Raw genomic sequence first — 13,864 nt, forward strand, 5'->3', positions numbered from 1 at the left:
CGGACGACCTGCTCCGAGGTGTGACGCTTCCTGCTGTTCGTCATGATCTGACCAGTCTCACTGCCCGGACCCCCGGGCAACAGGACGACTCACACAACCACCGGACCTACCAAACGGGGTCAGCCCATAAGGACATCAGCTCTGCGACTCGACCCAGCTCTGGAACACTTCATCCGCTCCAGCATGGACGGCGGGCCAACACTAGTCACGCTCTTCACCGGAGGGGCCACTATCCAGGGCGAGCTCATCCCGGTTTCTGAGTACCTGCAGGGGGTAAAAAGTAGCGTGATTAGCCGTTGCCCTGTTCAGTCCGATACTGCCTGGTCCCGTTCTCTGGGCTACAACGCTGAAAAAGCCCGTGCGTTCGAAGAAGAGGGTTCTTTGATTGATGGCGGATCTTTCCTTCATCTCTGCGGGGCGGGCTTGATCACGGCAAACGGTGGCTTGCTCTCTTTGCCGCAGGGCATGCCGGTCTCCGTGACCGCATCCAAAATCACTGGATGGGCCCCAGGTCTGCTGGTCACCGCAGCCTAGGGCACCTCTTCCACAGACCCATTCCCGCAAGGAATCAGGACCCGTTTCGCCCCTCCCCTGCACGCTCTACCTTGCTCTCCCCGCATCTTGCTCCTAGGGGTGAGGTAGAGGCCCAAGTGCAGCGATGGCATCTGCGTGCAGAAGTCTCTCTCGGGGTTTCAATTGGGGGTATCAGGGGGCCTCATGACAAGGTGCCAAGAGGGGCCACATGTCCCTGCGCGTTTTGGGTGGTTGCAAAGGGTGGAAAGACCCGGGGTATCAGGAGACCCTACGGTGGGGTGTCAGAATGGGTGTCATGACCACTCACGGTGACGCCCCCAGCAACGAAGCCCCTAGCCAGGAAGGGGTATCAGGGGGTTCCAGTGCGGTGTTCACGATGAAGGAAGCCGCCGATGTGGCAGGTGTCAGCGTGAGCACCCTCCGCCGACGACGCGCCGAGCTGGAAGGAGCAGGGGCCACCATCACCTCCGCCGGGTGGCAGGTGCCCATGACCGCACTCATCGCCGTGGGCCTCATCCACGGCGAAGGTTTCCATACCGCCTCACAGGCCAGACCATCGACGCCGTCTGCTCAACCCTCGGAGGGATCGGAGAGCACCAGGCATCTGCTCGAGCGCGTCCGTGAGTTGGAAACTGAGGTCCAGGAATGGCGACGGCGCGCCGAAGTTGCTGAAGCACGAGCCGAAGAACGCCGCCGAGCTCTCGATGCCCTCCAGATCGCCAACGAAACCGAACGCATAGCGCTGCGGATGCTCACCGGGCAGAGCTCCCACACCCCACAGGCTCCTACGGCTCCCGAGCCTGCTCGTGCCAGGCCGGCCGAGGAGCCGGAAGCATCCCCGGGACCCACCACACCCGTGACCTCTCAAGAGCCGCGCCGCGGGTTCTTTTCCCGCATCTTCTCGGCCTAAGAGCTTCCGCCGATAGGTGTGGTGGAGCGGTGGCATGAGACAGGCACGAGGCCTGGTAAACACGGATTTGTTGAGAATCAGTGTGTTGACGAGGAGCACTCGTGCCTGCCGTTCCATCGTGCATCATCGAACCCATCTGGGACCAGTTCCAGATGCTGATCCCTGCTGTGGCGGACGAGCATCCATTGGGTTGCCACCGGCCACGGATCCCGGACCGGGTGGTGTTCGACAAGCTGGTCCAGGTCCTCGTCCCCGGGGCCGCCTACGAGAGGATCTCCGACACGACGTGTTCGGCTACCACGATCCGCCGCCGGCGTGATGAGTGCATCGAGGCCGGAGCCTTAAAGGAGCTGGAACAGTTTTGTCTGGAGGGCTACGAGAAGATGGTCGGGCTCCAGCTGGAGAACTTGGCCGTGGACGGGTGCATCACCAAGGCCCCGTGCGGTGGCGAGGCCGCCGGGCGGTCACCGGTGGACCGCGGCAAGCAGGGCACGAAACGGTCGCTGCTGGTCGAGGGCGCCGGGATCCCGCTGGGTACCGTGGTGGCCCCGGCCAACCGCCACGACTCCCCGTTGCTGCGCCCGACGTTGGAGACGCTGTCCCGGTTCGGTTTCGACCTGCCGGAGCGGATCACCGTGCACCTGGACGCCGACTACGACTCGAAGGGCACCCGGGGGTTGCTCGCCGAGCTCGGCTGTGAAGCCAGGATCGCGGTCAAGGGCGTGCCCGCCCCGATCCAGAACACGTCCAGGTGGGTGGTGGAACGGACGAACTCCTGGCACAACCGCGGGTTCCAGAAGCTGGCCGTCTGCACCGAGAAACGTATCCGGGTAATCGAGGCGTTCATCGCCCTGGCCAACGCCATCATCATCACTCGCAGGCTCCTCCGCGAGGCCTGGACCACCCACCGCTAGGCCACCCGCCCGACCCGACGACCATGACCTAATGGCGGAACCTCTTACTCATCCTCCACGGCCAGGCGCAGGTGGTCATCGCCCTACACGGATACCACAAGGCTTTGCCGCATGTTGGCAATGACCAGGCGCCGGTAACCAGTCGCGAGAAGATCGTCGCTTCCCACGGCGGACAGCGCACTTTTAGACACCTCCTGCGTTCGTCAAACGAAGCGGTCCGGGATCATTCCCGGTTTCAGCCCGGACCGCCGCGATCCGTCGACGACGTCGAGTGCTTCACCCTGGCCTGGATCGACAGGTACAACAGCGCCCGCCCGCACACCCGCCTCGGCAACGCCCCACCTGCCGAGTACGAGGCAGCGCACTGCGCTGAGCCCACCAAGTCATCGCGACCGGCAATGACACCTGCATAGACGTGGCATCAACGCGTAGATGTTTCAGTTTCTTCTGTGCTGGGGCTGTGTCAGGTGCTGGACCGGGTGTAGGCAGCGGCGCGCACCACATCTTCGTCCTCCAGTCCAGCTCCTAGTGCTCCGCCCACGGTGGCCAGGCTGGCGGTGAGCCAGCTGATCTTCGCGTAGTCCAAAGCGTTCACTGGGTGACCGGCGACACCGGCCAGTACCTGCTCGTCGATGAGCAGCAGCGCGCCGACCCAGGACAGGATGAATAAGACGAGGTAGAACACCACAACCCCGATGGCCACGGTCGCGGTGGTGGCCAAATTGAACAGGATCACCTGCTCACGTTGGGCTCGCCGCCGTGGGCGCTCCCACAAGTCGGCTCCCAGGATCAGGGTGCCACTCACCGCCCCGATCGCCATCACCGCCAGCAGGACCAGGCGCACCGGCCCGTAGGCCATGGCCAGTACCCATAGGTCCGAGGCCACCAATGTCAGCATGCCGGTGGCCGCTGCCACGACCAGCGCCCGGGAGAGCCGGGTCACGAAGGCCCAAGGCTGGTTGGCGCGGATCATGCCCAGCAGCAACCGCACGTTGCTGCTCAGCACTCGGGCCGTGAACTGCACAACGTTGTCATCCGGGCGTTCGTCGAGATCGGTGGACAGCTGGTGGGCTCTTCGAGCAAGATCCCGCTGGGCGTTGAGGTCTTCGGCGTCGTAGCCCAGGAGCTGCCCGACCACGTGCACGGTGGTCTCTTGCACCTTCTGCCGCACGTGCACGGCTCCCAGGGCTGGGACGGAGACCAGTCCCACCCCGTGCACGGGGCTGAGCTGGGTGAGCACCGGACGTCGGCCGGTCTTCAGGGGGATCTCGGTGAGCACCACGGCCAAATCCCAGTTCTCCTCCAGCACGCGGTTTCGGGCCGCCTCCAGCAGGTCCAAGGTCTCGGTGGGTGGATCGACCAGCCGGTCTTCGGCCATCTTCAGTTGCCAGCGCACTCCCGGATACAGCTGCACCAAAATCTCGCGCACCGAGGTGGTGACCTCGGGGCCGAGCACCGCACTCAGGGATGGTGAGACCACCAGGCCGATGAGCAGCTCGGCATCGGAAAGGGGTTCGGCAGGATCGGCGGTGGATCGGCAACGCTCAGCAGTCACCGCTCCATTATGAGGCAACCACGGGCCGGACTGCCACTGGCTCGATGGAGCCCCCAAGGTTTCGTGCAGCACCGCGGGCCGGATTCGGTGGTCGCCTCGATCCCGGAAAGAGCGGTGCTGCTCACTGCGAAATCCTCTCCCCGCCGACGCCGCCAGCGCGAAGACATCACAGCCAGCGGGCCCGGGACCTGCCGGTGTCGAGGACGGCTTCTCGATGATGCTGCAGTGACGGATCGGTTGAAGTGCTTCGGCAATGTGGGAGCAGTGATCAGCGTGGGGCCGGTCGATTCCGTTCGGACAGGTGATGCATCGACTGCCCAGCGGCAGGTGCGGTACTGATGCGGGGGTACCCGGTGCAGGGGTGTCAAGGCCCAGCTCCGAAGACGGCAAGCCGGGCACGTGAAAGGCGAATTATGGCCCGCCGCAACCCGAGCGGGAAGGCATGTGTGGCACGAGGCGCCGAAGACGGGCCGGGCGTTTACTGCAGAGATAAATATGCTTATCCTGGTAAGGTCTGCGACATTTTGTAAGGCCCTGAGAGTCCACTCCCGACCCAGGTGCCCGGCAACCCCGGGTGCAGGCCACCGTCCGGGTCGGATCGTCACCACGAACAGGAAACGATGAAAATGTCCCATCCCTCCCCTCTTCCACCTACTGCTTCGGCTCATTACCAGGTCCTGCGCACAGTGCCCTCCTATGACCAGGCTCAGCGCCTTGTCGATCGACTCTCCGACGCCGGGTTCCCGGTTGAGCACGTGCGCTTGGTCGGCACCGATCTGCGCCTGGTTGAGCAGGTCACCGGGCGGATGACCTACGGCAAGGCCGCCCTGTACGGGGCCGCCTCCGGGGCCTGGCTGGGATTGCTCATTGGCTTGCTGTTGGGTCTTTTCACGGTCGTGGGGTGGCTGTCGGTAATCCTGTGGGCGGTGCTCCTGGGCGCGGTGTGGGGGCTGATCTTCGGGTTGCTGGGTCACGCGGCCACCGGCGGGCGCCGGGACTTCAGTAGCGTCCAGGGCCTGGAGGCGTCCTCCTACGAGATCCTCGTGGAGGCCGAGTACGTCGAGGCGGCCACGGCCAAGCTCGACGCCAGCCGTCCCACGACTTGACCGCCAAAGGCCCGGGCCCGGACCGGGTGCTGGCCCACGCCCGAGTAAGTGCTGAGGGCCGTGGCCCTCTGCGCTCCCCCGACACTCACCGCTGGGGCGGATTCAGGAGCGGATCTCGCCGGGAAGCAGGGTCGTCGGCGTGCCTGTGGTAAGAGCCGCCCAGCACGAGCCGGGCCACGAGCTTGTCGAACACCACCCGGTCCGGTATCCGCCGCCGGTGACACCCCAACGGATGGGTGTCGACCCGCGCAGGAATCAGGGCCTCGAACTGGACCCACAACGGCTCGATGAACGATGCTGGCACCGCAGGCACGGGACTCCTCGCGACGACGTAGATCTAGGCAATCCACATCGAAGCGGACATCCCGTGCCTGCGTCACATCCCCGACAAGCCGCGCCCTACCCGCGCGACCTCTAAGACCAGCTACAGACCCCGTCCACGGTCCTCTCGGCCGGGGCCGGGGCGACGAAGGTGCTGCGCCTGCTCCAACGGATGAGGCGGGGCTACCCGCTGTTGCGGCCGGGGTGCCGGGGTTCTTTTCCGGGGTGCCGGGTTGTCCAGCTTCACGAACTTGCGGATCTGCTTCCATTCCGCGCGGCGGGCCGCCACCACCTCCGCCTGTTGCTCCTGTTGCTGACGCACCGCGGCCACCGAGCGCTTACCGCGGCCCGCCGCGCGGCGCCGCGGCGCGGTCTGCAACCCGTGCTCCAACTCCAGGCGGGTGCACGCACTCTGAACCGCACGCCGGTCGTTGCGACCGTGCCACACCGTCCCCTCGTCACTGACCCGGCACACCACCACATGCACGTGGTCATCGGCGTGACGGACCATCACCCACGGGTGCTCCGCGAAGCCCATCGACTCCGCAAACGTCTGTCCTGCCTGCGCCCACTCCGCATCCGTCAACCGCCGATCCTCGACAGTGTTGCGCAAAGAGGCCTGCCAGACCGGTTTCGTAATCTCCGGGCGGGTGCGCATCGCCGCGCGCATCTCCTTCACCCACGCCTTCTCATCCGCATCCCCGGTCACGAACACGTTCCCGCCCACGACCACACCACCGGCATACCGGCCCCCGTTGCGTTCGTAGAAGTGCTCATTGGCATGCCCCGGCCCATGCAGATAGGCACCAATGTTGCCCGGGTTCGACCCCCGGGTGATCTTCGCGATCACGGCAACGCCCTCCGTAACGCGCCCAGTTCCCGAGCCAGGGCCTCCACGGCCTCGTGCAGCTGCGGGGTCGGGACGACCTGCCCCTGGTTCACCGCGCGCATCAACTGGTTCAGATTCGACCCCACCCGCGCCAGATCCGCCCGGATCCTCGCCAACTCCTGCACCTCACCCGCCCCCGGGGTGCTCGCCTCGAGCTGTTCCTGGACTCGTTCCCGAGCCCACACCGAGACCCGTTGCCCGCCGGCGGCCTCTGTCCATGCCCGGTGCTCGGCCTCGGTCAACGACATCGATACCCGCCGGGTGCGCGGCTCCACCGCCACCGGCCGCCCACCAGCACCCCGCACCCGAGGCGCCGGTTCCGCAGCAGTCGGTTCCGGGTCCGGTGAGGCGAGGGGCTGCTCCTCGAGCAGCTCCTCCCACCGGTTCCCGGACCCCGAAGGGACCGTGCCCGGCGAGGTTGAACGACGTGAGAACAAGCCCAACGGGACCACCCTTCCGAGACCCCGCCAAGGGGTCGAGACCAGCCCTCCGCAGGAGCAAGGGGATTGACCGGAACGGGAACACCTGGCAGCGAGGAACGAGCGGTGGGCCAGGTTTTCCGTTACGGACAATCATATCCAACATCTCCGTTTCAGCGCCCCGACGAAGGAGGATCACAGCGCGCTGGAACGGGGGGCGTGGTGGGGTTCTGGGCCTGACCGACGCAGGAGGACAGAGCCAGGGCCAGGACACCACCACGCATCGTCTGCAGCGCAGCGGAAGACGATCACGCCCTTGGGTCTCGACAGAGCAGGGGCAGCCCCGAGCCCCTAGGGCAATAACCGCGGACCCCGGGGTGAGCGGTTATGCGTTACGATAACCGCATACCCCGGTAAACAAGGGTATTACCTATGATGGAGGATGTTCGATGCTTCACTTCACTCTTGGTCCCCGGCGCGAGCTGGATCCCGCCGTCGATGAGATGGAGCGCACATGGAACGGGTACGACCCGCAGGCCAGCCCACAGGCCCTGTACGACGTCAATCGCTCGTGCTGGGTGCTGGGCCGGCGCGCCGATCGGGAGAGCTACGCGCTCTTTTCTCATGACGGGAAAGTGGTTTTCGCCGTGGAGATCGATGAGATCGTTCCGACTCCTACACGACGGGCATTGACGGGGCACCCGTTGGCTCCGGGACATCCCGTCTACGACCAGTACGTAGGGAGAGATGCACCCATCAAGGGCCAGCGCAACCCGGTCGGGTACATCACTTCACCCCTCGATGAGCGCCTGTGCGAGTGCGGATGCGGCAAGGCCGTCGGTCGAGGTGACTTCCTGCCAGGCCACGATCAGAAAGCCATCCACGAGCGAATCTCCAAGGTAGGAACGGTCAAGCAGTTCATCGACTGGTTCGATGAGACCTACCCGAAGCCGGCACTCGCCTAGAGAGTGACTCACAAGGCGGGCAATGGAGCTCGCTTCGCTCACCCTCATTCTTTTCCTGCCCTCAGCTCTTCCTCATTTTGTTCTGTGGTGTTGTTTTTGACGGGGCCTACCGTCCAGCCTGGGAGTGAGAGAGGGAGCTGAAGAGCAGGGTGACCGCCCCCTTGCCAGTCGGCCACCCCGCAGATTTCTCAGTCCGCCCGGGCCATGCCCTCCACCGGGCTGAGCCTGGTGGCCCTGCGCACCGGCAGGGCGGAGGCGAGCACCGCCACCACCACGGCCCCGGCGAGGATCAGGAGGAAGCCTCCCCAGGGCACCACCGGTCGCACGGTCATGCCCTCTGTGAAGAGGGACATCACGCCCAGCACACCGAACAGCCACCCGGCCACGAGTCCGACCACTGCGGCCACCAGCGAGATCACGAGCGCCTCGAGCCGGATCAGGGCCCCGAGCTGGCGCTTGGACAGCCCCAGCGCCCGCAGCAACGAGTTCTCCCGGGCCCGCTCCAGCACGGAGAGGGATGTGGTGGAGGCTATGCCCAGCACCGAGACCACCACGGCCACGGCAAGCAGAGCGAGCACCACGGTGAGCATGGTGTCCAGGACCGCCACGTAGCCGGCCTTCTCCATGAGGGCGCCGCTGAGCTGGGTGCTGCTCACATGCAGGACGTCCGCCACAGAGCGTCGCAGGTCCGTGGCCTGCTGCACGTTGAGGTACTGCGCAGCGTCGACGGTCGCGCTGGCTCCGTCAGGCAGGTTCCCGCCGGTCTGCACACCCAGCACGTTGGGCAGGGCCCCGAGGTCGTGGACCTGCTGCTGGCTGAGCTCACCCACCTGCGCCGGTACGGAGATGTCCACGGGCCGTTCCTGATCAAGCTGCTCAAGCAGGTTCACGCGGGCCACGTGCTCACCGGTCAGAACGGTGGAGACAAGCAGCACGCCGATTAGCAGGGCCGTGGCCGTGGTGCTCGTGCGGGTGGGGTAGCGCGCAGCGTTGGCGGCGGCCAGGCGGGAGGGGATCCCGCCGGGAAGTGCCTTCCCGGCCCCGCGCACCAGTGAGGGGATGTAGGCGCGGGAAGTCAGCACCACGCCGAGGAACGCCGCGAGACCACCGGCGATGCCCCACCCGGCACTGTGCTGGGTGGCACCGAAGACGAGCGCCGCGGCACCGGCGATCAGGACGACCGCCCCGAAGACCGTGCGCACCACGGGCAGCCCGTCCGCCGCCCGGGAACCGCGCAGCCCGTCCAGGGCGGAGGCGCCACGGGCACGCCGGGCCGGGCCCAGCGACGCGACGACGGTCAGCAGGACGCCGGTCACGAGACCCACGACGACATCCCGCGGGGTGAGCGTGAGCTTCAGCGACCCTGTGGAGACCACGGTGCGGGCAAGCACGACCAGGGCGGTGACCGCACCGACACCCAGCGCGGAGGAGACCACGCCCAGCACGAGGCCTTCCAGCAGCACCGCGCGGCGCAGCTGGGACCCGGTGGCCCCCACACACCGCAGCAGGGCGAGCTCGCGGGCACGCTGGGCGGTGAGCACGGAGAGGGTGTTCGTGACCACGAGCAGCGCCACCAGCACGGACAGCCCGGCGAACAGCGCCAGGAAGATGGCCAGCACGTCGGTGCCCTGGGACATGTCGTCCAGGAGGTCCTGCGCCATCTGGTCCGGAGTCTGCACCGTCAGCGCGGGCTGACCGCCCTGACCGGTGCCCAGGATCCGGTTGATCTCGGTGGCCAACTGGGCCAGCTGGTCCTCGTCCGGGGTGCCGTCCGTGCGCAGCAGGATCCCACCGCCCATGTCCATGCCCTCACCGGGAACGGTCTTGAGCCCGGCCACCGTGACGTACCAGTCCGGCACGCCTCCGGAGGCGGTCTGGTCCGTGATGCCGCTGACCTTGTAGTCCGCGGTGGTGCCGTCCTCCGAACCGTACTGCTCCAGCTGGACGGTGTCCCCCACGCCCACGTTCATGGCCTTGGCGGTGCCCTCGGACACCGAGATCTGGTTCGCGGCGTCCGGGAAGGAGCCGTCCTTGAGGCCCGCCGGCACCAGGGAGGTGTCAGCAGGGAGGTCGTTGACCTGGGTGGCGCCGGTGTCCGTCCCGGAGGACTTCGCATGCACCATCTTGGTGGTGGGCGACCACGCGCTCTTCACGTCCGGCAGCGCCTCGATCGTCTGCAGCTGCTGCGCGTCCGCGATGGCGGGCGCCTGCTCGCTGTCCGGGGTGCTCACCACGGCGTCGGCGTTCTTGTAGGGTGCCGCGAGACTCGAGGCGAGGCTCGCGGAGAGGGTGCTCGCGAGGCCCAGTGCGGCGGTCATGAAGGCCGCGCACACCGCCACGCAGATCACCACGAGGACGTAGCGGCTCCACTGCTGCGTGAGCCGTGATCGAACCACGCGCAGCATCAGTTGGCCTCCTGGGCGTCGTCGGAGAAGATCTCACCGTCGCGCACACGCAGGACGCGGTCCGCGGCCTCGGCCACGGTGGCGTCGTGGGTGACGACGACGACGGTCTGGCCCAGGTCGTCCACGCACCGGCGCAGCAGGGCCAGCACCTCCAGGGACGTGGCCGAGTCCAGCGCGCCGGTGGGCTCGTCCGCAATCACGACGTCCGGCTGGGAGAGCAGGGCACGGGCGATCGCCACACGCTGCTGCTGACCGCCGGACATCTCGTCCGGACGGTGGTCCAGGCGCTCGGTGATGCCCAGGGTGGTGGCCAGCGCGTCGAGGCGCTGGGTGTCCACCTTCTTGCCGGCCAGTGCCAGGGGCAGCTCGATGTTCTGCCGGGCGGTGAGCGTGGGGACCAGGTTGAACGCCTGGAACACGAAGCCCACGTGGTCGCGGCGGAAGCGGGTCAGCTGGTCGTCGGAGAGCCCGGCGATGTCCTGGCCGCCCACCACGATCCGCGTCTCCGGGTGGCGGTCCGGGGAGTCCAGGCCGGCCAGGCAGTGCACGAGCGTGGACTTGCCGGAGCCGGAGGGACCCATCACGGCCACGAACGTGCCCGCGGGGATCTCCAGGCTCACGTCCCGCAGGGCCGCCACCTCGGTGCCCCCGGTCCCGTAGGTGCGGGAGACGTGCGCGGCGCTCACGGCGATGCGCCGCGGGGCGCTCGCGGCGGGCTGGGTGGTCTGGGCGGGCTGGCTGGTCTCGGACCAGGGCGGGTTGTCGTAGCGGGCGAGTGAGGGCTCAGGAGAAGTCATGACGTCATTGTGGTGCGCCGGATCCGCCCGTTCATCGAACGGGGGTACGAGCTTGCGCCCTGCGTGCCGTGGCGTGAGCCACAGCGCGCCCGCGGCTCTCATACCCGGGGATGAGGCCCGGACCCAGCCGGGCGGCGCCACACCCGTCGTGGCCGTGCCCCGCCCGGGACTCAGCCCGGCAGCACCACACCGGTTTCGTAGGCGATCACCACGGCCTGCACCCGATCCCGGGCCTGCAGCTTGGAGAGGATGTGGGACACGTGCGTCTTGACCGTGGGCTCGGAGAGGAAGAGCCGCTGCATGATCTCCGCGTTGGAGCACCCCGCGCCGATCAGCTCGAAGACCTCGCGCTCGCGCGAGGTGAGGCCCTGCAACCGCGGGTCCCGCCACGGATCGTTCCCGGCGCTCGTCACCACGCCGCCCGGACCCACCATCACGTCCGCGCCCGGCACCCCGGAGCCACCGGACGCCCCGGCACCGCCGGCCGCACCGCCTGAACCACCCGTGCCACCCGAACCGTCCCCGGGGGGCACAGCACCCGCGCTGCCGGAACGACCACCCGGGCCGTCGGCCGACTCGCACGTGGTGGCGACCGAGCGGCCCGCCCCCGAGACCAGGTGGGAGAGCAGCCTCCGCGTGGTGGACGGCGCGATCACCGCGTCCCCGCGCGCAACCGTGCGGACGGCGTCCAAGAGCTCCTCGGGGCGGGCATCCTTCAGCAGAAAACCACTCGCACCAGCCTGTATGCCTTCAAGTGCATACTCATCGAGGTCGAACGTGGTGAGCACGATGATCCGCACCTGCGGGGCGAGGGCGAGGATCTCGCGCGTGGCCTCGATCCCGTCCATCTGTGGCATCCGCACGTCCATGAGGATCACGTCCGGAGCCCCAGCCACGGCAAGCCCGGGGCGCACGGCGTCAACGGCCGCCACGCCGTCGCCCACGTCCCCCACCACGGTGAGGTCCGGCTGCGAGTCCACGAGCATGCGGAAGCCGCCGCGCACGAGCGGCTGGTCGTCCACGATGAGAACCCTCACGGGCGGCGCTGTCGTCATTTCTCCTCCCCGGGCAGGGTAACCCGGACGACGAACACGTCCGGACGATCGGGGTGCGGGCCCGCGGTGAGGGAGCCGCCATAGAGGTCCACACGTTCGCGCAACCCCTGCAGCCCGTAGCCCCCGCGGGGCGTTCGGCTGGTGCTCGCGGCGCCGTCGTTGGTGATCTCGGCCCAGGAACCGTCCGGGCGGTGCTCCACCACGATACGCACGGAGGAGGCCTGCCACGCGTGCTTCAGCACGTTGGTCAGGGCCTCCTGGGCCACCCGGTAGAGCGTGAGCTGCGCGCCGGCGGACAGGGCCGGCTCCCCGTTCACGCGATGCTCCACGGGCAGCCCGGCGTCCCGCACGGACGCCACCAGGTGCTCGATCTGCTCCAGCTGCGGCACCGGCGAGGTCCCCGTGGCGTCCTCGGTGCGCAGCACGCCCAGCAGTCTGCGCATCTCGGTGAGCGAGCCGCGTGCGGTGTCCGCGATGGTGCCGAGGGTCGCCACGGCCACGCCGGGGTCCGACGCCGCCGCGTACCGCGCGCCGTCCGCCTGGGCGATCACCACGGACAGGGAGTGGGCGACGACGTCGTGCATCTCCCGGGCAATCCTTGCCCGCTCGTCCTGGGCCGCCATCCGCACCTCCTGCTCTCGCTCGATCTCGAGCCTGCGGGCACGGTCCTCGAGCTGCTCGCGCCGCTGCCGCCGGCCCCGGGCGAGGTCTCCCGCGAGGTACGCCACCGTGATGCAGGCCGCGGAGCTGACACCGAACATCGTGCCCACGATCGCCCACTCGGCCGTGGAGTAGTTCTCGGGGAGGAACAGGAACCAGTGGTTGCTGCGCCACCCCAGCACCGCGCTGCCCAGCAGGGCCGCGAGGTAGACGCCGCGCCGGGCCCGCCGGGGCGAGCGGATGGCGGCGGTGTAGACCACGCACGGCACGGACCACAGGCACAGACCCACGGGAGCCACGTTGAACGCGAGCAGGCTCAGCAGCACGAGTGCCCCGTGGAGGTACGCCACCACCGTGGGTGCGGCCCGGCGGAAGAACAGTGGCAGCCAGCACACGAGCATGCACCACCAGGTCACCCCGTCCCACAGCGCGGACACCGTGAAGAAGATCGTGACAAAGCCGCCCACGAGCACCAGCAGGGCATTGCTGATGTGAGGGTGGTTCTCGATCCACTGGGCCAGTCTGAGGTGCAGAACCATCACCGCAGCACACTATCCGGCGGGGAGCCCGCACCACGTCGTCGTCGGCCCACGAGAAATTTGCAGTAACTGCACCAACACGGTTACTCTCGGACCGTGATCGGGCCATGCACGCACAGCGGGAGAACACAGGACGGACGGGGCACACGCCGCACCGCCACGCGCCGGGACATCCTCGCCGCGGCGGAGGAGCTGGTGCTGGAGAACGGTCTCGCGGGGCTGCGCACCAAGGACCTCGTGCGCCGCGCGGGCGTCTCGGAGCGCACCGTGTTCAACCACTTCGACAGCATCGAGGACACCGCGCTCACGCGCATCGAGGAGTACCTCACCCCCCTGTTCTCCGGCCTGGACGTCCCCGCGGACACCCCCGTGGCGGAGCTTCCCACGGCCGTCCGTGACCGCGTCCTCATCCGCCTCGCCACGCCAGCCGGGCTGGAGTGCCTCACCGGTTTCGTCCATCTGGCCGCCGCTCTCGCACCGGACTCCGGCGAGATCCTGACCCGCCACGTGGTCCTCACGCTCACCAGCATGGGGAGCCTCGCGAGTTCAGAGGTGGAAGCGGAGCATCCGCAGCTCTCCCTGGAGCAGCAGATGCGCCTGCGGCTCTACCTGACCAACCTGGCCCTGGGCCTGGGCCTGGCACGCCCCGCACTCCACCACCTGCCCCGCGAAACCTTGACCCCATTGGAGGTCAAGGACCGCATCCCGCCGGCGGAAGAGCTCGTCCCCCACATCGAGTGGGCCTTCCAGCAGGTGGATGCCGGGCTGCCGCAGCTGTAACGCGTCCACCGCACC

13 protein-coding genes and 1 pseudogene are annotated in these 13,864 nt (G+C 67.9%); 6 read left to right on the plus strand and 8 right to left on the minus strand.

Annotated features, from left to right (window positions below):
• Positions 1-829 precede the first annotated feature (829 nt).
• The 3 genes from D8M39_RS08935 to D8M39_RS13230 all read left to right on the plus strand — a co-directional run bounded on the left by D8M39_RS08935 (position 830) and on the right by D8M39_RS13230 (position 2,771).
• Positions 830-1,444 carry a hypothetical protein gene (locus D8M39_RS08935; protein ID WP_126874848.1) on the plus strand — a complete coding sequence of 205 codons (615 nt, stop codon included), beginning with the start codon at positions 830-832 and terminating at the stop codon, positions 1,442-1,444.
• A gap of 101 nt (positions 1,445-1,545) precedes the next feature.
• Positions 1,546-2,358: an IS5 family transposase gene (locus D8M39_RS08940; RefSeq protein WP_126874849.1), complete on the plus strand. Its 813-nt coding sequence runs from the start codon at positions 1,546-1,548 to the stop codon at positions 2,356-2,358.
• A gap of 71 nt (positions 2,359-2,429) precedes the next feature.
• Complete coding sequence (locus D8M39_RS13230) at positions 2,430-2,771, plus strand: integrase core domain-containing protein (protein ID WP_161971385.1); 342 nt, start codon at positions 2,430-2,432, stop codon at positions 2,769-2,771.
• A gap of 50 nt (positions 2,772-2,821) precedes the next feature.
• Here the strand turns inward: D8M39_RS13230 and D8M39_RS08950 are convergent, their stop codons facing one another.
• Positions 2,822-3,913, minus strand: coding sequence for a hypothetical protein (locus D8M39_RS08950; RefSeq protein ID WP_126874850.1), 1,092 nt, complete (start codon positions 3,911-3,913; stop codon positions 2,822-2,824).
• Between the two features lie 626 nt (positions 3,914-4,539).
• Here D8M39_RS08950 and D8M39_RS08955 point away from each other — a divergent pair.
• A complete protein-coding gene (locus D8M39_RS08955; RefSeq protein WP_094393349.1) occupies positions 4,540-5,019 on the plus strand; it encodes a general stress protein in 480 nt (159 codons plus the stop codon).
• 121 nt (positions 5,020-5,140) lie between these two features.
• Here D8M39_RS08955 and D8M39_RS13015 read toward each other — a convergent pair.
• From D8M39_RS13015 to D8M39_RS13020, 3 genes and pseudogenes are all read right to left on the minus strand, one after another.
• Positions 5,141-5,332, minus strand: a pseudogene (locus tag D8M39_RS13015) (IS5/IS1182 family transposase); the annotation flags it as partial.
• Positions 5,333-5,443: 111 nt separating this feature from the next.
• Positions 5,444-6,190, minus strand: a complete 747-nt coding sequence (locus D8M39_RS08960; protein WP_126874851.1) for a relaxase/mobilization nuclease domain-containing protein — start codon at positions 6,188-6,190, stop codon at positions 5,444-5,446.
• A complete protein-coding gene (locus D8M39_RS13020) occupies positions 6,187-6,477 on the minus strand; it encodes a plasmid mobilization relaxosome protein MobC (RefSeq protein WP_238694029.1) in 291 nt (96 codons plus the stop codon). The genes D8M39_RS08960 and D8M39_RS13020 overlap by 4 nt, the downstream gene beginning before the upstream one ends.
• A 620-nt stretch (positions 6,478-7,097) precedes the next feature.
• On the opposite strand from D8M39_RS13020, the gene D8M39_RS08970 reads away from it, so the two are divergent.
• Positions 7,098-7,613, plus strand: a complete 516-nt coding sequence (locus D8M39_RS08970) for a hypothetical protein (RefSeq protein WP_055085972.1) — start codon at positions 7,098-7,100, stop codon at positions 7,611-7,613.
• 188 nt (positions 7,614-7,801) lie between these two features.
• On the opposite strand, the gene D8M39_RS08975 is transcribed toward D8M39_RS08970, so the two are convergent.
• From D8M39_RS08975 to D8M39_RS08990, 4 genes are all read right to left on the minus strand, one after another.
• Positions 7,802-10,018 (minus strand): FtsX-like permease family protein, encoded by a 2,217-nt coding sequence (locus D8M39_RS08975; RefSeq protein WP_126874853.1) that lies wholly within the window; start codon positions 10,016-10,018, stop codon positions 7,802-7,804.
• Positions 10,018-10,815 (minus strand): ABC transporter ATP-binding protein, encoded by a 798-nt coding sequence (locus tag D8M39_RS08980; protein WP_238694030.1) that lies wholly within the window; start codon positions 10,813-10,815, stop codon positions 10,018-10,020. Before D8M39_RS08980 ends, D8M39_RS08975 begins: the two co-directional genes overlap by 1 nt.
• 170 nt (positions 10,816-10,985) lie before the next feature.
• On the minus strand, positions 10,986-11,870 hold the full coding sequence (locus D8M39_RS08985) for a response regulator transcription factor (RefSeq protein WP_055085966.1): 885 nt from the start codon (positions 11,868-11,870) through the stop codon (positions 10,986-10,988).
• Positions 11,867-13,069, minus strand: a complete 1,203-nt coding sequence (locus tag D8M39_RS08990) for a sensor histidine kinase (RefSeq protein ID WP_126874870.1) — start codon at positions 13,067-13,069, stop codon at positions 11,867-11,869. Before D8M39_RS08990 ends, D8M39_RS08985 begins: the two co-directional genes overlap by 4 nt.
• Positions 13,070-13,165: 96 nt before the next feature.
• Here D8M39_RS08990 and D8M39_RS08995 point away from each other — a divergent pair, with 96 nt between their 5' ends.
• Positions 13,166-13,849 carry a TetR/AcrR family transcriptional regulator gene (locus D8M39_RS08995; RefSeq protein WP_161971386.1) on the plus strand — a complete coding sequence of 228 codons (684 nt, stop codon included), beginning with the start codon at positions 13,166-13,168 and terminating at the stop codon, positions 13,847-13,849.
• Positions 13,850-13,864: the final 15 nt, after the last annotated feature.

The sequence above is a fragment of the Kocuria sp. HSID17590 genome (assembly GCF_003989485.1).
Classification (GTDB): Bacteria; Actinomycetota; Actinomycetes; order Actinomycetales; family Micrococcaceae; genus Kocuria; species Kocuria salsicia.